Genomic DNA, 22,399 nt, shown 5'->3' with positions numbered 1-22,399 from the left:
TATGAAAGGCTTCCACCGCTATTGGATTATTTTTTTACTGCTGCTATTCGCTTCGTCCTGCAGCAATACCAAACGTTTGCCCGAAGGTGAATTATTGTATGTAGGCGGCAAAGTAAAGGTAGTGGACACTTTAGTTTCCGCCAAAGAGCGCAAAGCATTGCAGAGGGAACTCAAGGCATTGCTGCGTCCTAAACCCAATACCAAATACCTCGGACTGCGGGTCAAATTGTTTTTTTATCATTTGGCCGGAGAGCCCAAAAAACAAAAAGGATTTCGTTATTGGCTTCGCACTAAAGCAGGAGAACCACCGGTATTGTTCAGTCAGGTGGATATGGATTATAATGCGCGATTGTTACAGAACTATTCTGAGAACAGGGGTTATTTTAAAGCCACCGCCACTGCCGATTCTACTAAAAGAGGGAAACGCGCTACTACAGAGTACAGCGCCTATCCCGGCAAGCAATACCATCTCAAAGAAATCAAATTCCCAACAGATTCTTCGGGATTGGGAAAAGCTGTAACGGCTACCCGGGACAAGACGCTATTGAAAAAAGGGGCGCCTTATGATTTAGAAGTTATAAAAGCAGAACGCCTTCGCATTGATGCGCGTCTCAAGGAACAAGGGTACTATTATTTTGGCCCCGATTATCTGATCATGCAGGTGGACAGTACGGTAGGCAGTTATGAAACCGATCTGATTGTAAAAGTAAAAGAAGAAACGCCGGCAAAAGCCCGAAAAGTGTTTACTATTGGCGACATTATCATCTATCCTAATTATTCCATTAATACCGGTAAACGCCGTTTGGACAAGTTGGAAAAAGATACTACTGCGGTGGTGCGTTACAAGGATTTCACCATTTATGACAAAGAAAAATTATTTAACCCGCGGATTTTTGACCGTACACTCTATTTTTCAAAAGGCGATTTGTACAACAGAACCGATCACAATCTTTCGCTGAACCGACTGGTGAACCTTGGCACGTTTAAGTTTGTAAAGAACCAATTTACCGTTTCTGACTCGCTTGATACGGTTTTGAATGCTTACTATTATCTCACACCGCATAAAAAGAAATCGATACGCATAGAAGTTTTGGGTAAATCCAATTCGGCCAATTATACCGGAACCGAACTCAACGTTAATTGGAGCAATCGCAATACTTTTAAGGGGGCGGAATTGTTTACCGTTTCTGTTTTTGGCGGATTGGAAGTACAGGTATCCGGTCAGAATAATGGGTTTAATGTGTATCGAATCGGATCGGAAGCCAGTTTGATCTGGCCTCGTTTTATTGCGCCGTTCCAATTAAAATCTTCCAGTGGGTTTGTGCCGAAAACTAAGGCGACCATCGGCTATGAGTTCCAAAAAAGAGAACAATTGTATGCGCTGAATTCCTTCAAAGGTTCGTTTGGTTATCTGTGGAAAGAAAACATCCGCAAAGAACACCAATTGAATGTAACCGATATCCATTATGTGAGTCCGAACAATGTAACCAGTTTATACTATGAGCAAATTGCGGCCAATGCCACTTTGGCCAAAGTCATTGAAAAGCAATTGATTTTTGGCCCAACTTATTCCTATACCTACACCAATACGATGGAGGCAATCCGAAAAAACACCTTATATTATAAAGGATCGGTCGATACTTCAGCCATGTTGTCCGGTTTGATTACGGGTGCCAATGTAAAACAAGGTGATACCATCAAAGTATTGGGCGTGCCGTTCAGCCAGTTTATCAAGTTTGAAAATGACTTTCGCCATTATATAAAGCTCGGAACCGAATCCCAATTGGCCAGTCGCATCATTGCGGGTGTTGGTTATGGTTATGGCAATTCGACCGAACTGCCTTTTATCAAGCAGTTTTTTATTGGCGGTACCAATAGTATTAGGGCTTTTCGTTCGCGCTCCATCGGTCCGGGTTCCTATCTGCCCGAATCCGGGACCAGTATCTTTTTACCTGACCAATCGGGTGATATCAAATTGGAATTCAATACAGAATACCGAACCAAATTGTTTAGCATCATCAATGGGGCAGTCTTTGTGGATGCCGGTAATATCTGGCTGATGCATAAAAACCCCGATAAACCCGGCGCTGAATTCTCCAAAAAGTTCATGGACCAGATTGCGGTGGGAACAGGAGTAGGGCTGCGGTTTGACCTTTCGTTTTTACTGCTGCGTACCGATTTTGCCTTCCCTTTACGAAAACCTTATCTCGAGGATGGCAGCCGTTGGGTATTGGATGAAATTGATTTTGGCAGTGGATCGTGGCGCAAGGAAAATCTCATCTTCAACCTGGCGATTGGTTATCCGTTTTAAAAGCGATGGAATAGTGTAATAAAAACCCAAATAGTTGTAATTTATTTGGGGCTGTATTTTCTACCTTTATAATCTCTTCAGATGACCTCAGTTTTTATCATTTCAAACGTTTTTATCAACTTAAAAATACAGCAAATGAAAAAGCTAGCATTGGTGCTGCTTCTGATAGCAAGCCATTCCATCATACAGGCACAGAGCGAGAAGGTAGCTCCCGGTTGGCGTAAAATTGCGGAAACCGAAATCGACTTTAAGAAAGAAGCCGGAGAAATCATTGTGACCACCACCAAGCGTTACAGCGCAGTTAAAATTAAAATGATTAATGCTACCATCAACCTGGAATCTTTTGACATTTATCTGGCGAGCGGAGAAATGCAAAGGGTTGACCTCCATCAGTTGATCAAAAGCGACAGCGAAAGCAATGCGGCCATGCTCAGCGGTAAAAAAGCCATCAAAAGAGTCGATCTGAAGTACAAATCCATTGGTATTGCGAGTGATGTAAAACCCGTGGTGGAACTCTGGGCGCTTTAGACCATCACTTCGTGTGTCCCGATAGCTATCGGGATGACTTGAGGCTTTGGCCAAACTGACCGAAACACAAGACGAAGCCGATCCACTTAAACGGCACAGGGAAAGGAACAGGATTATGTTGGGGGATAGTTGCTATTTAAAACAAAAAAAAAGCCAATCAGAAGGATTGGCTTTTAACAAACACTGGTAAATTATATCTTAGATAACGTTTACATTGGTTGCGGTTGGTCCTTTTTGACCATCCGTTACATCATAAGACACTTTGTCGTTTTCACGCACCTGCCCGTTAAGACCTGTTGCATGTACAAATAAGTCTGCTCCGCCATTACTTGGCGTAATAAATCCGAAGCCCTTGGCTTCATTGAAAAATTTAATTGTTCCTTCGTTCATATAAATAAGTATTAAAAGGCGAAGATAGTCTTTATTATTGATTATTAGGGATTTACTCTCACTTATTGTCCTATTGGAGCAATTTAACGCATGCGATAACCTTTCTGTAGCTAAACTCGGGCGTCAAATTGCTGAAAAGGTCCTCACTTTCGATGAACTACCACTTTATTTAACATTTCCGGGTAGTTTAATTAACACCAAATCGCCTGAATTTTCACTAAATTTACAGAACCCCAATTATAACAACATAACCTATGTCTATTTCTACTGTCTTTGGATACATACAGCGCAAGCAAATCCCTTTAGTGATCGAATATTTTTTCGAAGGTGAAAAGATTGCTGACCCTGCCACTTTTTTTGAGAAGAACCCCGGCGTTTTTGAACTTTTTTTCCCGTCAGACGAAGAAATAGTGGATATGATTAACCAAAAGGTACTCTATTATCAAACCCACAAACTAGTCATTTCAGAGTACGGGTTTTATTTGATTTATCTGTAAGATAACCATTCTTCATAAATCCTAATTCCCAAATCCTAACTCATAACTCATAATTCATAACTCATAACTCATAACTCCCTTATCTTCTCCAAACATCGGGTATAGACCACAGCAGTTCCGGCCAGGTGGTCGCTGACACTTCTGTTTCGGGTATTGAGTAAGACCGAAAGCAGGGTAGCAAAATAAAACCCATAAATCACCACCATCTGAATCCACATCGGAATCGGGCTAAATGATTTTAAATAGTTTGATTGCTCCATCCAACCCAAACGGTCAAATACCGCAGCATCTGCCAGGCTGATCGCCAGGCACTGAGCCACAAAGGCCAGTAACCCTATGATTAAGGTAGGCAAGTATTTTAAAAACGACTCGCGATAGGATATGGCGGAACCGTCCAGTCGCAAAATGGTCAGTCCCATGACACGCTTCCCCGGAGTAGCCCCATAACGCACGGGTAAATAGACACAATACACCGTGATAACCAATTGTGTTACCACATACGTGTAGTAATAATTATACAAATGCGCACTGTTAAAATACAGTAACCCAACGGTTACCGGAATAAGAAATAACCCATCTAAAAGCCCGGCAGCAATCCTTTCGCCAAGGTTGCCGTAAATGCTATAATGCGTGTTTTCTAAATGGAGAGGAAGTTTTTTGGTGGACATGATGGTTACTGGTTTTAGGTTGTTTGGTTTAGTGTTATGGGCTATTAGGGCATGGAATAAAAATCCGCGTATGGGGTTATAGTTTACAATTTCCATTATTTACCCCCTGTAAATTTCTCAATTATACTTGTTGTTGGCATAGTAGGGGAAGAATCCTCTTTTAATAAACCTGTATCAGCTCTACTAAACAAAGACTGTAATATTAACTGACGTTCCTCAGGTTCAATAGTGGTATCTTTTTTAAGTGCTAAATAAAAATGTGTCAATTGTTCTCTTTCTTCAGCATCTCTTGACAAGTGAAAAGAACTGAATGTCATTTTCGACAATATCTTAATGCTAAATGCTAATAACGAAACAATAGTAATCAAGATTACTGACCATTTTATTCCTTTGATATTATCACTAAAAGCATTTTTAAAATAGTCAGTTCCAAGTAGCATTAGTAATGTAAATAGCAAAACAGTTGCGACTATTGAAACACCAATCAACCAGTTTAAATGTTTATTACCTTCTTTTTTAAGTTTTTCCGCTCTATCTCTCCAATATTTAGCAGGTGCTTCTAAACGTAATTTTTCTTTATATAAGTCTTCATTAGTTTTGATGTTATCACTTGCATTAGAAAAAAAAGTATCAAAACCACCTTGTACACCAGTGAACCAATCTTCAAAATTTTTATTTTTTTCGGTCTTTAATTTATCTACGGTATCAAAATGTTCTTTCAAATTATCTTTTGCGTCTGATAAATAGCCATTGAGTTGCTGTTCTGCTTCTGTGATGTACTCGTTATACTTATCTCGTATTTTGCTTAAACTTAATTTCTCGTTATTTCGTCTGTGTAGTATTTCTGAATCATTTTGACTTTTGAATTCATACGCCATTAAAGCTCCAACAAAAAAATCCTTATTGTTGTTGATGTTTAGGTTTCTTCCGGCAATAAAATCAATTGCGCCTTGAGTGTAGGTCGGATTATGATTGTTTACTTTTAAGATAAAATCGGTTTCAGGACAATCAATTAAGAAGTTATAATAATTATTTGGGTTTTTTTCATTGGTGAAATCAGTTAGAAAAGAGTTCCAATTATTATCAAATTGATTCTGAATTTGCTCGTTGAAATAATCTGATAACTGAATTAGCTTGGATTTTAATCTTTCAAAGTGTGCTTTTGAAGGGCTAAAATAACTAGGAAGTTTTTCAACTTCATTCCAACCAATTACTTGGTCTAAAACAAATTTGTATATAGATTGAATTCCTTTAAATTCTATAGTAGTATTTAAAACAGGATAGTTTAAAGTAGCTTCCAAACTATTCAATTTGTCTTTAATGGGACTATCCTGAACCAATTTCCTGAAACTTTTGATATCCATACTTTTTATTTTAAATTAAACTTCTTTTTTCTGCAATGCCTCTCTCAAAACCCGCTGCAACAACTTTTCATTATTCTGTTGAAATTGAGCTGGGTTATAAATGTTTATTAATATCAATTTCCTTTGGCAATTGCCCTCTGTATCCTTCATTTATTATTTTATACTCTTCTGTATAATGATAACCGTTTTTCTTATCAGTGTTGTGAGTAGGATGAATTTCAAAAATAATCGCACTTTCTAAATCATTGATAATTTCTTTAGTTACAGTTTTTGGTTGTGTAATGGTCCCAAATCGAACTATTTTTTCTCCTCTATAATCATCCAACCATTTGTTCTGATGATCTTTAAGCCGGTCTCTAAATTGTCTTGCAGTCTTTCCTATATAAATTATCGTTTCTTTATTCCCAAATTTTCTAGAAATGCAATAAACACCATAACCTTCATAAGAAAGCACCGTTTCTTTTGCATTTTCAAATTCTCTTGGATAAGACCACTTGACTTTTATAATTAATTGTTTTTTAGGCATAATTATTTTCTTTATTATATACATAATTACCCCAACCGTCAGGGATAATATTTTCTTCTTTCATCCAAAATAACTTTTTATAGAATATGCTTTTGTATTTAATTTTTTGAGCATCCCAAGACATAAAATCATCATACAGCAAATTATCATCACAAGGTTCACCTTTTATAAGGCGGTTATTCCATACGGCATAAATAGTCGCTACTACTTCACATTCACTCCAACTCAAAGGTCTTAACTTCATCAATAGATTATTGATCTTGAGTGATTCATTGGGGAAGTTTTCCAGGAACATGGCATCAATTTGACTTGCTGCCGGTAATGCTGTATAATGAACTCTTTTTGTATCTGTTTTATCTTGTACCACATTGAAAAATCTCATACGACTAAAATCGGCTTCAATTTTTTTTATCAAATCATTTTCATAAGGACCAGCTGCTTTTTTAACATAATGAGAATCAAAATCTATCTTGCAGTAATACTCCGTTAAGTACAATAACTTTTGAAATTTAACTCTACCAAAATCTGAGGTATTACATTGTTTGATAATATGACCGGCAAGGATCGTTTTTAATGGTTGCTCAATCTTTCTATTCTCTAAAGCAATAACTTTTGTTTCCTCTTTTGGTTGCAACGCCTCTCTCAAAAAGTGTTGCAGCAACATTTCATTATACGCTTGACTTTCCTTGATACTTTGCTCTAACCCATCACAAAACGCCATCAACTCCTCCAACTTGGTTACAATTTGTTCTTGCTCGTGGAGTGGAGGAAGTGGTATAATAATGTTATTGAGAGTTCCTTGGGTTAGTTGATTTATACCAGTACTCTTTTTATCATTAATTTGAATTTTAAATAAATCAGAAGTCATGAATTTAAATATGAAAGGATTAAAATCGCTTCTATATAAACTCATAAAAGCCCCAAATGACATACCTTTTTTATCTATTAGACATGCTTTCCCTATTAAATTATTACTCCCACTTCTAACACATAAAAGAATGTCTCCCAAATTTGCAATTTGTTTCTCTCGAACTACAGTATTAACATATATCAAATTTGAATAGTCAATTAAATTATTTTGGATGTTGTTAGCTCTTAAAACAGGAATACCAATTTCACCAACTTGATTAGGACTAAAGATAATTCCGATTGTAGACTCCCCAATTTCACCCAACCTACACCAAGTCCAATTTTTAGGAATTTCAAAAGGAATTTCATCTTCGGTAATTGGTGGTAATTCTTTTTCTTTTTTGAGTTTTTTTACTTCAATCAATTGCGCTTTCTCGGTTTTTATTTTTTCAAGGAGTTGTTGTCCTGTTGTCTCAATGTTGGTGCTTTTTACTAACTTCCCTTGCATCGCTTCACGCAAAAATGCTTTACGCAATTGTTTGATGAGATTGAGTTGGTGTTCTAATTCATTAGAAATATCATCACTATCAGTTTCAAGTAATCCATATTTCTCAACAAATTCAATTTGCTCTTCTAAACTTGGTAAAGGAATTTCAATTTTGGCAATTTCCTTAATCGGTAAGGTAACATTTGCCATTCCTTTCATTCTGTCAACTAATTCTCGTTCTTTATTAAGATTAAGAAAGCGAAATAAATATTCCGCATTCAAAATACTTTTATCTTTTGGAATAACAGCACAAAGTATTGAGCCTAATGCAAACTTACCTGATTGAAAATGCAAACGTTTAATGCTAGCATGTCCGTGACCTGTTCCAGAAACTAAGGGAATAATTACAGCTTCATTATCAAATTGATATTCATTATGTGATTTTCTGTCTTCAGCAGTTACAACCAAAGGATATTTACCTGGTATAGCTTTTTGAATCCCAGTAGTTCCTTTTTCAATGATGCATAAATCACCTAATTTTACTTTTTCCCAACTCATTATTTCACCGCTTCTTTAAGTTGGTTTAACAATGCATTACTTTTTTCAAAAGAATTGTACAACAGTTCCATTAATTCGACACTGTCATATTCGTGTACTTCTTCTTTCTTGTTAGGGTTTTTTATGTCTAAATCATATTTACGATCAATAATGGTTTGTATCGGCACTTTCCAGGCAATATCACTTTCTTTTCTATCAGTCCACCATTTTTTTATTGGTTCAAACTCTTTAGCTTGTATGGGTTTTGTCATGTTATATGACTTTACCCCTTCAGGTAATCGGTGCTCGTAATACCAAACTTCTTTGGTGCGCGTCCCTTTGGTAAAAAATAATAAATTGGTGGCAACTGTTGCGTAAGGTTTAAAGACAGAATTAGGCAAACGTATAATAGTGTGTAAATTGCATTCTTCCAATAACTTTTGGCGTATGCGTTCTTTTACCCCATCACCTGTTAATGAACCATCGGGCAATACAATACCGGCACGACCTCCTTGTTTTAATAAGTGTATCATTAAAATAAGGAACAAGTCGGCACTTTCTTTAGTTCTAAAGTTTTGAGGAAAGTTATTTTCATTGTTATTCGCTACAATACCACCAAAGGGTGGATTGGCCAAGATGGCATTCACGCGATGCTTTTCGGTAAAGTTAGACAACGGCTGGTCTAAGGCATCGCCAAAACGAATGTTGGGTACTTCAATATCGTGTAAAATCAAGTTGGTCGTAGCTAACAAATAGGGTAGCGGTTTGTATTCCCAACCCATGATGTTTTCTTCAATGCTTTTGTTGTCTTCAACATTATTGGCTTGTTTTCTTAAATGTTCAATGGCACAAGTCAAATAACCACCGGTGCCACACGCAGGGTCTAATATTTTTTCGCCCAATTGTGGGTTAATCATTTCGGTAATAAACGAGGTAATAGCACGGGGTGTATAAAACTCACCACTTTTACCGGCACTTTGTAAGCCTTTTAAAATGCTTTCATACAACTCACCAAAAGCGTGACGGTCTTTGGCTACGTTAAAGTCCATTTCATTGAGTTTGTTCAACACCTTACGAATGTTGATACCACTTTTCATATAGTTGTTGTTGCCATCAAAAACCTCGCGTACAATCAAAGCACGACGATTACCTGTACTTACATCAATATTACGCAGCGCCGGAAACAATTTGCGGTCAACAAATTCTAACAATTCGTCACCGGTCATGCCTTCATCATCGCCGGCCCAATTGCCTTTTTCCTTTACCCAATGAAACAAATCGGGAATAGGCGAGGTGTAGGTCTCATCAAGGAGTTCAATCTCTTTGTCTTTATCAGAGAATATTTTTAAAAACAGCATCCAACCGAGTTGTTCAATGCGTTGGGCATCACCGTTTAGTCCGGTGTCTTGCCACATGATGTTTTGTATGGATTTTAGTATGGAGGAGATGTTTGACATGGTTTTATTTCGATGTTCTTTTTAATTTAATGGTGCCATAGGCTTTATGAGTTTCATCAGTATAGAATTGGCCGACTAAATTGATGGTGTCTTTTTCATTATGAATTTCAAATTTACTAACTCCTTCGTATCGATTTCTATTCTCCGGATTTTTTGTATTCTCATTTTTATAAATAATATAAAGGTACCATAAGCCATTTTGTTTAACCAATTCAGATACTATATTAGTAGAATGACTTCCTTTTTTTGAGTACAAATCAAAGTCTAAATTTGTTCCTGTTTGTTTTATAACGACTTTTACGGGCGGAATTTCTTTGGTTTTGTTGTCTAAATGTCTAATGTTTACAACGCCATTATATGTTCCGGAAATATCGGGAACATTTACTAATAATGGATTTATCAGCCACCAATTCCAACAATAGGTATTGATTAAATATACAATTCCAAGGATTACGCTAAATATAGAAGGAATTTGAAAAAGTTTAAAACCAGCTTTGGTGATTTTAATAAATAGTAAATTAAAAAGGCCATATAAAGCGATAATCAAAATAATCAGCAAAGTTATATTGTAGTGTTGTAAATTCATTTATTTTTTTATTAGTTCTAATAGGTTAATTATCCTAGGGATGAATTCGTCTTTGTTAATCTCAAAAAAATTAACATCCTTAGTGTATAGGGTATAACCTCTTTTACTTTTGCTAAATTTATTGGGGTTGTTTTTAATCAGTTGGAGAGAATCTAATAAATCATAGGTTTGACGGCCTCCTCTTAAAAAAAGTTCAGCAAAAATAGTTGTTTTGTTAATTGTAATATCTACTGCCACAATTTTATTATCAAACTTAAAATCGAATACCATAGTGTTTTTGTTCCAAATCCATTTTTGGTGGTGGAATTCGTTGGTGTATTCTATTTGTTGCAATAGCTTTTTAACGACATCTATTAATCGGTTATTAATGTTGTTGCTTTCCTGGTTGAGTGCGTTTATAGCTTCTTCGTTTTTAACTATAAAATTAAACATCTCTATATTAATGTCTTCCACAGTGTAATGATTTTCAATTGATTTTATAAAATCCAACAAATAGGTTATATATTGGTTATTTGCATTAACGGCATAGTTTCCAAGGTTCTGTTTTAACTTTGTGAAAAAACTTTCGTAAGTAACATTACAAAAAGACCCTTTTGTTTTTTCAGTCTTGATGGATAGCACTACAAAAAACTTTTTTGTTTTACTGAAATAACTATCATTTATGGTCTTTTCATAGTGATTTAAATCATTATGCAGCCAATGAAATATTTTATTTTCAATAGCGATGATCATATCTTCACATTCAATAACTAAATCAATTCTCTTTTGCTCATCGGTAGAATATTCTCGAATACAGTCATACGTAGTTAATTTAGCTATTTTGTTTAAATCGAAGTTTAGACATTCTAAAAGTGACTTTAAAAACAAATCCCCTAATTTATGGGGTTGTTGTGTGTCAAAATAGAAACTTAATATATTGCTACACACATTTTCATAATGAGGATAGCCGGCAATTTCCATATAAGTAGGGTTACTTTGTGAAAGCTTAGGCAGTTTTTTAAACTCTTCAAAGAGTTGTTCAAATTGTTTGATAACCATTATTATACTCTTCTATACAATTCGTTTTCTAAATCTCTTACAGCTTCTAAATACTTTTGTTTACTGCCGAACTCATTTATAATCTCTATTGGCGAGCCATATTCATCAAATGGTTTGACACGTAATACTTCGATGCTTTCAATATTTTCAACACCTTCATCAGCATATTTATCCAATAGTGTTTCCAATACCTTACGGGCTTGATCGCCATATTTGGTAAAATAGTTGCGTTTCTTTACGTTGTTTGCTCTTTCCTTTCTGGTTAATGGAGGTTGGTCATACGCCACATGACAAATCAAGTCAAACAAATCTACTTTTTTATCAACGGCATCGTATAATGCTTCTACCATAACGCCTTGTTCTTGCAATTCTTTGATGATGGCTTCTTTTTTATCGGCCTTGTTCCATGTTACTAAGAAATCATCTAATGAAGCAAAGCGCTCTTGTATTAAGGTTTTGGTATAGTCTTTTAAACTGGTGGTTATTGGTTTACCATTATGGTCAAAATACAACTCCCGGCTAACCAATACCGAAACATCAACACCGTTTACATATTGTTTGGGTCTGGTTTTGTAGGCATCTTGTTCAATGTCAGAAACTGTTCTAACTACAGGAGGAATAATTACAATTTCATCTCCGGTGATATCATCAATAATGGGTTTGTCTTCTTGCTCTTCTTCAGCCACAACAGTAGTTAAATCGACATCTTCTGTAATAGGTTTTACACGTAATGGGTCTCCATCAAAATCAGGGTCGGCAAAATTATCGGTGGCATTTCTAAAGTCGAGAATCGTAAAGTATAATTTATTAAACTCTTCATTAATACGCGTACCGCGTCCCACAATTTGTTTGAACTTGGTCATTGAGTTAATGTTGGCGTCCAACACGATTACTTTACAAGTTTGTGCGTCAACACCGGTTGTCATTAACTCAGAGGTAGTAGCAATAACAGGGTATTTTTCTTCGGGGTTGATAAAGTTGTCTAATTCTCGTTTACCTTCATCATTATCGCCGGTAATTTGCATTACATATTTGTAGTTTTCCGCTACCAAGTCGGCATTGTGTCGGGCTATCGCATTACGCATGCGTTCGGCATGGTCAATATCTACACAAAAAATAATGGTCTTGGCAAAACGGTCAAATCCTTTTAAATATTCGGTTAACTTCTTAGCCACAACATCGGTTCGTTCTTCAATAACCAAACTGCGATCAAAATCTTTTCGGTTGTAGATTCTATCTTCAATTTCATTACCCTCTTTATCGGTTTTACCTTGTTCAGGTCGATAGCCTTCGGCATCTACATTTAAGGCAACGCGAATTACTTTATAGGGCGCTAAGAAACCATCATCAATTCCTTGTTTTAAGGAATAAGTATAAACTGGCTCCCCAAAATATTCTGTGTTACTGGTTTCTTTGGTTTCTTTTGGAGTAGCGGTTAAACCAACATGAGTAGCTTTATTGAAGTACGTTAAAATTTCACGCCATGAACTATCGTCTTTAGCACTTCCTCTGTGACACTCATCAATAATGATTAAGTCAAAAAAGTCAGGAGAAAATTGTTTGTAGGCATTGGCTTCTTCGTCAGTCCCGGCTAATCCTTGATAAAGTGCTAGGTATATTTCATAACTCTTGTCAATCATTCGATGTTTAACAACAGTCATTTTATCTTTAAAATGTTTGAAATCGCCGCGTTTGGTTTGGTCAATCAGAGCATTTCTATCGGCAAGAAATAAAATTCTTTTCTTGGCTCCGCTTTTCCAAAGGCGGTGTATAATTTGAAAAGCAGTGTAAGTTTTACCCGTTCCTGTTGCCATGACAAGCAGAATCCTGTTCTGTCCGTTGGCAATCGCTTCAACAGTTCTGTTAATGGCTATCTGTTGGTAGTATCTTGGTTTTCTTCCCGAACCATCGGAAAAGTATTTTTGCAAAGCAATTTTTTCCCCTTCTGGAGTTATAATGCCTTTGTAATGTTTGTATTTCAACCAAAGAATTTCGGGGGAAGGAAAAGCATCCAAACCAATTTCAGTTTCAATATTGTCATCGGTTGCAGTTCTGTCATGAAAAATAAAACCGTCACCATTACTGCTAAATACACTTGGGATATCTAGAATCCTTGCATAATTTAAAGCTTGTTGAATACCCGCACGAACGGAGTGTTTGTTATCTTTCGCTTCAATGATAGCTATTGGATTGTCTTGATAGTAAAGTAAATAGTCTGCTCTTTTACGTTCACCTCTAGCTGTTAGCTTTCCACGAACATAAATTTTACCATCCGTAAAAGAAACTTCTTCTAATACCTGAGTTTGAATATTCCAACCCGCACTTTGAATGGCAGGTGTAATAAACTTAGAACAAATATCCCTTTCCGATAATTTCTTTTTATCTATCATTATAAAACAATAAAGTAATTCTCCCAAACATACTTAAATTTTCTCAAAGTGTAGGTATTCACAGATGCTCTTTAGTAATAATATTTGGCCAAAACCAAAAAAATCCGATAAAAGGAAATTTCAAAACTTGTCACACAATTTTCTGTCTCAATAAAAAATGTGACAGAATAGGTCTCTTTTTCTTCTTTTACAAAAAAAATAGTGACCAAAGTTGTCTCTTTTTTTCTTCGAGACTTAAAAAAAGAGACCAAACCTGTCACTTTTTTTGTTCACATGACTAAAAGTGTGACAAAAATCAAAATAAAATAAGAAGTAGTATAAAATTTTTACAAATAGTTGAGTAAGTAGAACAATATTCTTACTTTAGCGCTATGGAGAAACCGTCAACTATTCGGGAAATATTGGGCTTTAGCCAGAAGGAGTTGGCGATGGTGCTCAGTCTTGACCGTACTCAGATTAATAAATTTGAGTTGGGTAAAAGGGATTTACCGATGGCGGCCAAATACCTATTGGCGGAGTTGCTCAAAGTAGCACAATCACCCGAACTGTCTGCCAAAAGGCTGCACGTGTTGGAGCAGCAATTTTTCCAAAAACAACAGTTGGTGGAGCGGCTGTTAAAGGAGAACCAATACCAAATGGAAGTCATGCTGCGAAAAATTACCGCCGCCGAAAAGAAGTACCATGGCAATGTAAAAGCCCTGCAAATGGTGGCTTATCTTAACAACACTCCGTCTGATCAACATTCGATATCACCTACTGTTTTAAATGCCATAAACCGGAGAGCTTCACAGGGTTTGGAAAATGAAGGTTTAAGCAAAATGTTCCAATACAAGATGAAGTATGAACTTCTGGTCTCGGAAAACATGCAGCTTCAAGCCGAATTGCTGAAACACTATCGGAGTATTGAGATTGTGGAAACAGAATAAAATTCGCGTTTTGTAAATAAATTAATAAAATAAATTCTCAAAATGTAAATATTTTGGCACATCATTTGTAAAAGACGTAAGCATTAACTTTAAAAACTTTTATTATGAATTACTCCGTGAGTGCCTTAACACAAATTAGCGATTGCGATGCGTTGTTAACTTGGGCAAACAAAGAAAAAGCCGATTTGAATTTTAAAAAATTATCTGATGAGCGTTTGACCGTTCGCTATGCAGAAACTGCACAAGAGCTCGACGCTGTCCTTCAGGGCGTATTGGCCGAACTGGCCGCCACCGAAACCATCATCGCGGTATTGCCCGACGGACCAACCAAAGACGATGCCCTGGACAAAAAAACAAGACTGGAATACAAAAAGTTCCTGTTGGAAACCCGCAGGGAAAGTTATGGCGCAGTAGCCTTGCTCGAAAAGGAAATGGATTTGGCGAGAGTCAACCAGGAAATCACCGAAGTGGATTCGTTTATCACAGCGGTTACCAATCACAAAGCGACTTTGTCGTAAGGTTACAGGTTTAAAAAGGAAGCCTCCCATTTGGGGAGGCTTTTTTGTTCTTGATAGAGTTCTAGCTTATGCTCCGTTCGCTTCGCCCGGGTCGATACGTTGCTTCGCAACACTCGAACTGACGTTAGTTTTAGGACCGTCACCTCGAGTGTTTTGACATAGTCAAAATGTATCGAGAGGCAAACTGACTTCACTCCGTTATCAGATTATAAGGTAAAAATTCTTTAATCAAGTGTATTGTTAATCTACATTTAATCTCTCAAGGCGCATTTTCCGGAGCAGTTTGATTGGGGGATAATAATTCTACTAAGGAAAATAGTCCAGCAGATAATGAGATGACTAACAATATGTAAAATAAAACAAATTTATCTTCGTTTTGTTCAATTGAAGGTTCGGTCCAAATCCATGTTGGGTCGTCGGCAGTACCTTCTACCAAAAGTTTTTGCTGACATTCCTTTAAAGTTAATTCCGGAAACATTTTTTTGATGTTGGTACAAGCTGTTTTAGCTCTGGGCGTAAGTTCATTACCAATTATCACTTTTTCAGCGTTTGCTCCCACCAATATAATAGCTTTTCGATTATGGTTGTAAAAAAACCAGGAAGAAACGAGGAAAGACACAAGCATAAGCGAAGCAAAAGCAATCCAATGTGATTTTTTTATTACTTTTTTTTTGAAAAATGCAGCTTTTAATATTAAAAAAACAAATAGACAGCTAAATTGAGTAATGCCATAAATAAAAGGTTTTGACTCAATTTCGTTGGGCAATATATCTTTTAAGATAGCACCAAAGGCCCCTAAAAAAGTCAATACTACCTGAATCCCGATTACCAAAATATTTTTATTCATTTCAGGTTGTTTTAATCAGTTACGGTATATTTAAATTCCCTGTCTGAGGGTATCAACACATTTTGGAAATGGGTAATTATATTTTTGTTTCTATCAATAATAATCAGCATAAATTTTCCTGTGTATATTTTGTCCAATTTGTTATCCATACCATTAATCCATTTATGGGCGTATCGATCAAGCCTATCATAAAAGACTGATACATTCTTGCCTGTACCTATGTTTGCTCCAAACAGCCTGTCCTCCAAATAAATCCAATTACTAGGAAAAAGATAAAGGATATAGTCTTTAGGATTTCCAGGTGGTATTTTGATATTAAAATCAATTTTTACATCCAAAGAATTATTAGGTGTAATGCTAGCTGAAGTACCTTCTATACCCAAGATAAAGTTTTCACTTATGATTGTATTATTGATTTCGAACTTATTTGAGGTTGACATTATATCCAAAAAGGAAGGAAGATTATTTTTGTCTTTCTCCAGTTCCTTTGCCTGTTTAATATATTGTTGAATGGTTATTATTGCCTTATGTTGGTCGGTTTCTTTTAATTCGCTCATATTGTATAACAACGAGTTGATATTGTTTCTGGCAGCTTTGAAAATGGAATCTGCTTTTACGGCGTTCATGAATTGAGAGCTCTTGCTGCCATAGTTTTGTCGGATATCCTTTGTGCTTTCAAAAGAAAAATCCTGGATTGTATGATGTGCATCCAACACTGAGGCAACAAACTTTTGAGACATTGCATATGCCAATGGTTTTTCTGTAGTAGGTTGTGAAAACATAATGTCACAACTGATGATTAAACCAAACAAAAAATATTTAAGTTCTTTTTTCATAAATTATAGTTTAAGTTAGAATAGCAATTGTTTATTCACCTAATCAACAGCCTGTTAACTCTTCTTCCGTGCAGCCTATCTTCTGGCCGTTAAAGTCCACACCATAGAGCCAGGAATCAATGGAATTATAGTACTGCTTACTTATAACTAAGCCTTGGCCATACACAACATGGATTACGCAGTCGCCTACATTAAAATTCGAGAGAGCCGCTCCGAAAAGGACATTGTCATTAATGTAATTTTTGAATTTATTTTCGTCGAGTGTATAATTCCCGTTAATTTTGTCAATCTTAAATTCAACCTTGGTTGGAACTGAGGTATCTGTTGCGTCAAAAATATTTGTGACTTGAAGAGCTGTGCCTTTTTTAACTAAGAAATTTTCGTTTTCCAAATCCAAATTTTTGGTGGTGATATATACTTGATTAATTTTCATGATTTATGTTTTTTGAAGTTCAATTTTGATTATTTCATCCCAATATTTTTTAATTCTATTTGCAGCAGCACGAGCATCAGCGTCCGTTTGATTAGCAGGGAATTTTTCCTGTTTGATTTTTTGAATTAAAAGCTCCTTGCATTTTTCAAGTTTCTTTCTATCAGTCTCGATTTTAAACTGATCATCATAAATGGTGTTAACGGCAGTCGATCCATTGGGTAACGGATTGTCTGCGGTACCTGTCTGTGGAGTTGCATTCAGTACAGAAGGAATGCCTTGTGTAGCTGCAATGAAATTGAAGGTCTGAGTCAATCCTGTTACCAAAGCATTGGTAGCGTCAGCAGCATCCAGCCTAACACCCTTAATGGTAAAGTTATTGTTATAGTCACCGCTTTTTATCTCTCTCTCGGGAGGAGTTGACCTCAGTATCATCGCCATGTCTGCATTTCCCATGAAATTGGCACAGGCAGTTTTGTTAAAAACACTTTTCCAGATATCCTTGTCGCTGTTTTTTGAGATAAACCAAACCAGTTCATCACCCAAGATAGGAAAGCGTGTTCTAAGTGCACCATTATTTGCCAAAGCTGTTATGCCACTGGAAACTGTTGCAGCAACTTCACGACTTTCAGGCACAACAGCCAATGTTGGAGCATTCAAAACTCCTTCATCTTTAAGAGTCGCTTCGAGTTTCTCTAATTCAGAGCCTCCTTTTTCCACATAAAGTTTAGCAGCGTTAAGCTCTACCAATTTCTTATTGTCACCTAAATAAGTATTATAATACTGCTCAGCTTTTTCTTTATTAGTTTTAATATTCTCTATATGAGCATCGATCTTGTCAGTAAATTTTTTTATAACTGCAGGACTTAACGTCGATACACCTAATCCAGTTTTTACATCGCTAAACAATTTGCTCATTCTATCTTTATGTTTTTTATCCCACTCAGTTATAAAGTTTTGCAGAGAATTTATCGATAAGGCAACATTTGGCTGATCTAGTCTGCCACTTTCGGTAATTATTTTATCCCTATCGGCTACTTCAACAACTACCTTTAATTTACTCATGCAACCTGTGGCGATGAATAAAACACATATAATAAATAACTTTTTCATCGTGTTTAGTTTAACGAGTTTAACAAATCTTGAATTTCACGTCTTAAATCAGCGGCGGTTTTACTATTTATGTCACTAAGATGACTATCTACACTTAAACTAAAAAAATCAATGTCTTGCTTTATATCTTTAATCTGATATTTAAGCTTTGCGGCTTCCATCAATTTATCCTTTTGGGTCAGTTGCGCCGCGCTATTTAATATTACCTGGTTTTTGGCGATATTCCCAATCTGAGAAGAAATTGCTTTAGCATTGGTTGAAAAAACCAATACCAGTTCATTGCCGTCTTCATTGGTGACTAATGATTTTACATTGTCCGTAGTTCGCGTTTGACCAAGTGCTCCATTTTCTGGTTGTGTGAATTCATTAAAATAAAGGTTAATTGCGTCTTGGTTAAAATAGCCAGAAACATACCTTGAACTGGAAAGAAAGGAATAACCACATATTTTCACTCTGTAATAATTGGAGACTTTAGTTACCTCACCTGGTTTCGAACCTACTTTGTCCTTAAAATAATGCACTTCATTAAACGAAGAGCAAGAGGATAAAACTCCCATTGCTATTAAGAGTATTCCAATAATTGTTTTTGTTTTCATAATTCAGTTTTTATTGTTTATTTTTTACACTTTTACCAAATAATCAGAATGCACATATTCGCCTTGGCCGATCTGATACCAAATCCCAAGTTTATCCAACACGGTAACAATATCACCCATAGCCAGTTTTCTAAGTATAGAGTGTTGGGTGCCGTCGCCGGCTCTTACATTGAGTTGGGAAACATTTACACGATAGCTGTTGATAGTAGCAGAATCTGCAAAGACTTCATCTAAAAAGGTGCTCCAAATAGCCTCATCAAGCATCATTCTTGGGCAGTCTTTACGGGTTATATCATAATGTCTCAAAACATTTTCACGGCTTATGTTGTATTTTCTGGCCAACATCCGTGTAAGTTCAACCGTTTGTGCCCGGGTAATGTCAAAATTGCCATCACTGTTTACACACATTTCAATTCCAACAGTTACATAATTGGGACTGCCACTACCACCCATAATGCGTTTGGCAGTATCAGTATAACGCGATGCCTTGGCACCCACATGATACCCAACCTCATTATCGGGTAAACATTGAACTATGCGGGTAGAGTCTACAATGTAATGTGCCGAAGCATATATAACATTGCCATTGGCATCATAATGTTTGGAATTAAAATAATTTCTATTGGCCATAGCATTAGCACCTCGGTTGGTGTTGGCTGTCCAATGAATGATGATGGCTTTCAAACCATCTAGTTTTCTATAGGGTCTGTTATGACCACTTATAAATTGTTCTGTAATGGGAAACATGATACGGCTGATTAAAGATTAGTAGTTGATTCGTCATCACGTTCTTTCCCTGCAAATGAAACATTAGGAGTTTCGCTTTGAGACAATGGAGTAGTGCTGGCCGGCTGAGTTACGGCTGTATTTCCGCTGGTTCCAATTTTTGAAATAGCAGTACTAAACAATCCCTCAATAAAATCAGCTCCCGAATAACCGGCCGCTATAACCGAAAAAAGGAATTCATTATTGTTAATTTCTTTAACCCCTTTTACCAAAAGAAATAAAGCTCCCGCCACAAAACCTATAAAAAGGCTTACCAGTAAACGGGTTCCATTGATTTCATTTTTTTCACCGGCTACTTTAGTAATGTTAGCGTCTGATAATTTTTTCAAACCTATTGCCATTCTGATACCTTGCCCCAAAAGACCAAGTAAGCCTCCTGCCACAATGATGGTAATTATTTCATTAGGATTAGCTGCCATAATATTTAAAGATTTTAATTCTGCCTACTCTAAGAACCCTTTTCAGCTTCCGGGATATATCAAAAAGACATTACCAATGATTAACAATCATTAGTTGGCAATACATGTAAGCTCAAAAGAGAGATTACTTATCAGTTTTCCTATAAAATTCTGTGGTATTTAAAGTGTGGTAAATGACAATACTAAAGTTAAGCAAATTGCGATTAATTGGTTTTTTAACGATAGAATTTTACACTTAATCGGTGTTTTGACACGTTTAATCGGTAAAATCAAGGGAAAAGGAATCAGTAATCATTTTGTTACACACAAAAGCCCGATAGTTGATGAAGCTATCGGGCTTTTGAAAGTTATATATAACTGTTGCTATCAAAGGATTTTTCCTCCGGGGAGTCCGTCCCGTTTTCCTTGTGGTATAGGACGATTCAAGTTAGGGCGCTGTTGCTGTTGGCCTTGAGGTCGTTCCATTCGTTGTGTCGGTGGTCCAACAGGAGCAATAGCCGGTCTGTTGTTCCCCGGTGGACTGACTCTTGGCTGCTGTGGCTCAGGAACAGTCTGTCTTGGTTTTTGCACTTCTCTATCCGGTCTGTTAATGTTGGGCTCTCTGATTTTTGGAGCGGTTTCTCTCGGTCTTTCCATTTCCCTGGCAGGTCTGTTGTTTTTTGGAGGCGTCACTTTTGGAGCCGTTTCTTTCCGGTCTCTTTGCGGCAGGGCTGAAGGCCTGTCTGCTTTGTTGTTTCTCACCGTATTGGTTTGCGGCTGACGTTTAATATCCTTCATTTGAGTGATACGCGCCGGTTTTGCCGCTTTGTTCTCTTTCACCTGAGGACGGTACAACTGTAATTCACGACCGCTGCTTTTTTGTCCCGGTGCACCACGGTCTTTAACCGCCATAGCAGTAAAGTTTTTACCGGTTCTTTTTTGGACTTCAATCCTATTGGGACCCGCGGCATAACTCACGTTTCGGTTGTCCCTTCTCACGTTATTGATGACGGTTGTATTTCGGATAATGGTAGTATTACGGGTATTGCTGACATAGTAATTGTTGATATTGGTTCGACCAAAATCCCTGTGTCTGACGAAGGTCCAATAATTATAAGGCACACTATAACCTCTGCTGTAAGCAATCTGAATGCTGATTCCCGGACCCAATGGTGCCCATCCGTAATAATCGGGTGAACTTCTCCAGCTTACCCATGCCGGCCCCCATTCATTATCGGGAACCCAAACCCATCCGTAATAAGGATCATAATACCAACGACCATAATGGAATGGTGCCCAACCCCAGGAATAATTGGAAACCCAAGTCCAGCCATAATCGGTATAGGCCCAATATCCATTGGTATGATAGGGTGTAAATCCCACAGACACTCTCGGAACCCATACATAACCATAACTTGGGCTGCTTATCCAGCTACCATAAGGGCTCAGGTTGTCATAAAAAACCTGAAAACCAACTGATACCTGTGCGGTTATGGTTTGTGGCTGTAATAATGTCAAAAGACTCGTGACAAAAAACAGGAGGCTTATTTTTCGTAGTGTTTTCATGATACTGAATTTTAAAAATTAAACAATGGTTTAGTTTAATGAGTCAGATTATGATAGTACTAAATTCTGCATTTTGGGTTATAAAAGCATTACAGAATTGCCCTTTTATGTTCTAAAATTTTAAGGTAAGCAGAACGGATTTTTTTTTTGTAATTATTTCCTCAAAGCCAGAGTGAGAGAAGAATCTTTTCAGTATCAATTAATTGTAAATATTGGTATTTTTAATTTTGCGGTTTATTAATTTAATGTTACGATTTAAATTTTTTTTAACAAATATTTTTTTTCTTACAATTTTATTTCTACATTCGTCTTCGATAAAGCTAAAATACCACTTCACAGTTTTATCAAATTTTCCATAGTCAAGAAAAAAACTTGTAATTGTTTCAGTTTGACAAATGTTGTTTGCATCAAGGAATGCTGTCTGAGCTAGGAAAATCCATTAACCACTTTTATCACATTTAGTCCCGCTGCTGAATTTCAGTAGTGTTAGTGTTTTTTTGCCAATTTTTCAATTTGGGAACAGGATTTTTAAGTCTTTTTTTTCTGAAAAGTTAGCGTGAATGCCCTTTAATTCGGCTTATTCAAGGCATGCATTGTTTATGAATAAGTTCGATTGAATGGGAATACTATTTTCCTTTGACTGTACAATATAGATTAAAAATAAATTTAACGACTCGTAAATATGAAAGCAAAGTTTACCTTATTATTAGCAATATTATCGATCCAAGGTGTCATATCGCAGACCCTATTTTCTG

General features: G+C 36.5%; 22 protein-coding genes. 5 read left to right on the top strand and 17 right to left on the bottom strand.

Annotation, left to right across the window (positions count from 1 at the left end):
• Position 1 precedes the first annotated feature (1 nt).
• Complete coding sequence (gene tamL / locus P1K33_RS12395; RefSeq protein ID WP_284653299.1) at positions 2-2,311, top strand: translocation and assembly module lipoprotein TamL; 2,310 nt, start codon at positions 2-4, stop codon at positions 2,309-2,311.
• Between the two features lie 135 nt (positions 2,312-2,446).
• Entirely contained in the window at positions 2,447-2,839 is a 393-nt protein-coding gene (locus P1K33_RS12390; RefSeq protein WP_284653298.1) for a DUF2541 family protein, read from the top strand.
• Between the two features lie 198 nt (positions 2,840-3,037).
• Here P1K33_RS12390 and P1K33_RS12385 read toward each other — a convergent pair whose 3' ends face one another.
• Entirely contained in the window at positions 3,038-3,229 is a 192-nt protein-coding gene (locus P1K33_RS12385) for a cold-shock protein (protein ID WP_284653297.1), read from the bottom strand.
• Positions 3,230-3,483: 254 nt separating this feature from the next.
• Between P1K33_RS12385 and P1K33_RS12380 the strand changes: the two genes are divergently transcribed.
• Entirely contained in the window at positions 3,484-3,726 is a 243-nt protein-coding gene (locus tag P1K33_RS12380; protein WP_284653296.1) for a hypothetical protein, read from the top strand.
• A 68-nt stretch (positions 3,727-3,794) separates the two neighbouring features.
• Here P1K33_RS12380 and P1K33_RS12375 read toward each other — a convergent pair whose 3' ends face one another.
• The 8 genes from P1K33_RS12375 to hsdR all read right to left on the bottom strand — a co-directional run bounded on the left by P1K33_RS12375 (position 3,795) and on the right by hsdR (position 13,625).
• On the bottom strand, positions 3,795-4,394 hold the full coding sequence (locus P1K33_RS12375; RefSeq protein ID WP_284653295.1) for an RDD family protein: 600 nt from the start codon (positions 4,392-4,394) through the stop codon (positions 3,795-3,797).
• Between the two features lie 95 nt (positions 4,395-4,489).
• Entirely contained in the window at positions 4,490-5,758 is a 1,269-nt protein-coding gene (locus P1K33_RS12370) for a DUF6161 domain-containing protein (protein WP_284653294.1), read from the bottom strand.
• Between the two features lie 94 nt (positions 5,759-5,852).
• On the bottom strand, positions 5,853-6,284 hold the full coding sequence (locus P1K33_RS12365) for a hypothetical protein (protein WP_284653293.1): 432 nt from the start codon (positions 6,282-6,284) through the stop codon (positions 5,853-5,855).
• Entirely contained in the window at positions 6,277-8,178 is a 1,902-nt protein-coding gene (locus P1K33_RS12360) for a restriction endonuclease subunit S (RefSeq protein WP_284653292.1), read from the bottom strand. Before P1K33_RS12360 ends, P1K33_RS12365 begins: the two co-directional genes overlap by 8 nt.
• The gene (locus tag P1K33_RS12355; protein WP_284653291.1) at positions 8,178-9,614 is read right to left on the bottom strand and encodes a class I SAM-dependent DNA methyltransferase; all 1,437 of its coding nucleotides are present in this window, start codon (positions 9,612-9,614) and stop codon (positions 8,178-8,180) included. The genes P1K33_RS12360 and P1K33_RS12355 overlap by 1 nt, the downstream gene beginning before the upstream one ends.
• A gap of 4 nt (positions 9,615-9,618) precedes the next feature.
• Positions 9,619-10,200 (bottom strand): Cap15 family cyclic dinucleotide receptor domain-containing protein, encoded by a 582-nt coding sequence (locus P1K33_RS12350; protein ID WP_284653290.1) that lies wholly within the window; start codon positions 10,198-10,200, stop codon positions 9,619-9,621.
• Positions 10,201-11,238, bottom strand: coding sequence for a PD-(D/E)XK nuclease family protein (locus P1K33_RS12345; RefSeq protein ID WP_284653289.1), 1,038 nt, complete (start codon positions 11,236-11,238; stop codon positions 10,201-10,203).
• A gap of 2 nt (positions 11,239-11,240) precedes the next feature.
• Positions 11,241-13,625 (bottom strand): EcoAI/FtnUII family type I restriction enzme subunit R, encoded by a 2,385-nt coding sequence (gene hsdR / locus P1K33_RS12340; RefSeq protein ID WP_350028983.1) that lies wholly within the window; start codon positions 13,623-13,625, stop codon positions 11,241-11,243.
• Between the two features lie 374 nt (positions 13,626-13,999).
• Between hsdR and P1K33_RS12335 the strand changes: the two genes are divergently transcribed.
• Together P1K33_RS12335 and P1K33_RS12330 are read left to right on the top strand one after the other, a co-directional pair.
• Entirely contained in the window at positions 14,000-14,554 is a 555-nt protein-coding gene (locus P1K33_RS12335; RefSeq protein ID WP_284653287.1) for a helix-turn-helix domain-containing protein, read from the top strand.
• Between the two features lie 104 nt (positions 14,555-14,658).
• Complete coding sequence (locus P1K33_RS12330; protein ID WP_284653286.1) at positions 14,659-15,072, top strand: hypothetical protein; 414 nt, start codon at positions 14,659-14,661, stop codon at positions 15,070-15,072.
• A 259-nt stretch (positions 15,073-15,331) separates the two neighbouring features.
• On the opposite strand, the gene P1K33_RS12325 is transcribed toward P1K33_RS12330, so the two are convergent.
• From P1K33_RS12325 to P1K33_RS12290, 8 genes are all read right to left on the bottom strand, one after another.
• The gene (locus P1K33_RS12325) at positions 15,332-15,919 is read right to left on the bottom strand and encodes a hypothetical protein (RefSeq protein ID WP_284653284.1); all 588 of its coding nucleotides are present in this window, start codon (positions 15,917-15,919) and stop codon (positions 15,332-15,334) included.
• Positions 15,920-15,930: 11 nt separating this feature from the next.
• Positions 15,931-16,755, bottom strand: a complete 825-nt coding sequence (locus P1K33_RS12320) for a hypothetical protein (protein WP_284653283.1) — start codon at positions 16,753-16,755, stop codon at positions 15,931-15,933.
• A 43-nt stretch (positions 16,756-16,798) separates the two neighbouring features.
• Positions 16,799-17,188, bottom strand: coding sequence for a hypothetical protein (locus P1K33_RS12315; protein ID WP_284653281.1), 390 nt, complete (start codon positions 17,186-17,188; stop codon positions 16,799-16,801).
• Between the two features lie 3 nt (positions 17,189-17,191).
• Entirely contained in the window at positions 17,192-18,298 is a 1,107-nt protein-coding gene (locus tag P1K33_RS12310) for a hypothetical protein (RefSeq protein WP_284653280.1), read from the bottom strand.
• 5 nt (positions 18,299-18,303) lie between these two features.
• Positions 18,304-18,894, bottom strand: coding sequence for a hypothetical protein (locus P1K33_RS12305; RefSeq protein ID WP_284653279.1), 591 nt, complete (start codon positions 18,892-18,894; stop codon positions 18,304-18,306).
• Between the two features lie 24 nt (positions 18,895-18,918).
• Positions 18,919-19,641, bottom strand: a complete 723-nt coding sequence (locus P1K33_RS12300) for an N-acetylmuramoyl-L-alanine amidase (protein WP_284653278.1) — start codon at positions 19,639-19,641, stop codon at positions 18,919-18,921.
• 11 nt (positions 19,642-19,652) lie between these two features.
• On the bottom strand, positions 19,653-20,099 hold the full coding sequence (locus P1K33_RS12295; RefSeq protein ID WP_284653277.1) for a hypothetical protein: 447 nt from the start codon (positions 20,097-20,099) through the stop codon (positions 19,653-19,655).
• A gap of 366 nt (positions 20,100-20,465) precedes the next feature.
• A complete protein-coding gene (locus P1K33_RS12290) occupies positions 20,466-21,644 on the bottom strand; it encodes a DUF6600 domain-containing protein (protein ID WP_284653276.1) in 1,179 nt (392 codons plus the stop codon).
• Positions 21,645-22,399 lie beyond the last annotated feature (755 nt).

The sequence above is a fragment of the Flavobacterium terrisoli genome (genome assembly GCF_030167905.1).
Lineage (GTDB): Bacteria > Bacteroidota > Bacteroidia > Flavobacteriales > Flavobacteriaceae > Flavobacterium > Flavobacterium terrisoli.
The sequence above is the reverse complement of the archived record's forward strand: the minus strand, read 5'-3'. Positions and strand labels throughout refer to the sequence as shown.

Coding starts and splice junctions, on each gene's coding strand:
- P1K33_RS12390 (WP_284653298.1), top strand. CDS start 2,447: ATGAAAAAGCTAGCATTGGTGCTGCTTCTGATAGCAAGCCATTCCATC.
- P1K33_RS12370 (WP_284653294.1), bottom strand. CDS start 5,758: ATGGATATCAAAAGTTTCAGGAAATTGGTTCAGGATAGTCCCATTAAA.
- P1K33_RS12345 (WP_284653289.1), bottom strand. CDS start 11,238: ATGGTTATCAAACAATTTGAACAACTCTTTGAAGAGTTTAAAAAACTG.
- P1K33_RS12380 (WP_284653296.1), top strand. CDS start 3,484: ATGTCTATTTCTACTGTCTTTGGATACATACAGCGCAAGCAAATCCCT.
- P1K33_RS12315 (WP_284653281.1), bottom strand. CDS start 17,188: ATGAAAATTAATCAAGTATATATCACCACCAAAAATTTGGATTTGGAA.
- P1K33_RS12300 (WP_284653278.1), bottom strand. CDS start 19,641: ATGTTTCCCATTACAGAACAATTTATAAGTGGTCATAACAGACCCTAT.
- P1K33_RS12290 (WP_284653276.1), bottom strand. CDS start 21,644: ATGAAAACACTACGAAAAATAAGCCTCCTGTTTTTTGTCACGAGTCTT.
- tamL (WP_284653299.1), top strand. CDS start 2: ATGAAAGGCTTCCACCGCTATTGGATTATTTTTTTACTGCTGCTATTC.
- P1K33_RS12325 (WP_284653284.1), bottom strand. CDS start 15,919: ATGAATAAAAATATTTTGGTAATCGGGATTCAGGTAGTATTGACTTTT.
- P1K33_RS12295 (WP_284653277.1), bottom strand. CDS start 20,099: ATGGCAGCTAATCCTAATGAAATAATTACCATCATTGTGGCAGGAGGC.
- P1K33_RS12320 (WP_284653283.1), bottom strand. CDS start 16,755: ATGAAAAAAGAACTTAAATATTTTTTGTTTGGTTTAATCATCAGTTGT.
- P1K33_RS12385 (WP_284653297.1), bottom strand. CDS start 3,229: ATGAACGAAGGAACAATTAAATTTTTCAATGAAGCCAAGGGCTTCGGA.
- P1K33_RS12335 (WP_284653287.1), top strand. CDS start 14,000: ATGGAGAAACCGTCAACTATTCGGGAAATATTGGGCTTTAGCCAGAAG.
- P1K33_RS12360 (WP_284653292.1), bottom strand. CDS start 8,178: ATGAGTTGGGAAAAAGTAAAATTAGGTGATTTATGCATCATTGAAAAA.
- P1K33_RS12375 (WP_284653295.1), bottom strand. CDS start 4,394: ATGTCCACCAAAAAACTTCCTCTCCATTTAGAAAACACGCATTATAGC.
- P1K33_RS12330 (WP_284653286.1), top strand. CDS start 14,659: ATGAATTACTCCGTGAGTGCCTTAACACAAATTAGCGATTGCGATGCG.
- P1K33_RS12310 (WP_284653280.1), bottom strand. CDS start 18,298: ATGAAAAAGTTATTTATTATATGTGTTTTATTCATCGCCACAGGTTGC.
- P1K33_RS12365 (WP_284653293.1), bottom strand. CDS start 6,284: ATGCCTAAAAAACAATTAATTATAAAAGTCAAGTGGTCTTATCCAAGA.
- P1K33_RS12305 (WP_284653279.1), bottom strand. CDS start 18,894: ATGAAAACAAAAACAATTATTGGAATACTCTTAATAGCAATGGGAGTT.
- P1K33_RS12355 (WP_284653291.1), bottom strand. CDS start 9,614: ATGTCAAACATCTCCTCCATACTAAAATCCATACAAAACATCATGTGG.
- P1K33_RS12350 (WP_284653290.1), bottom strand. CDS start 10,200: ATGAATTTACAACACTACAATATAACTTTGCTGATTATTTTGATTATC.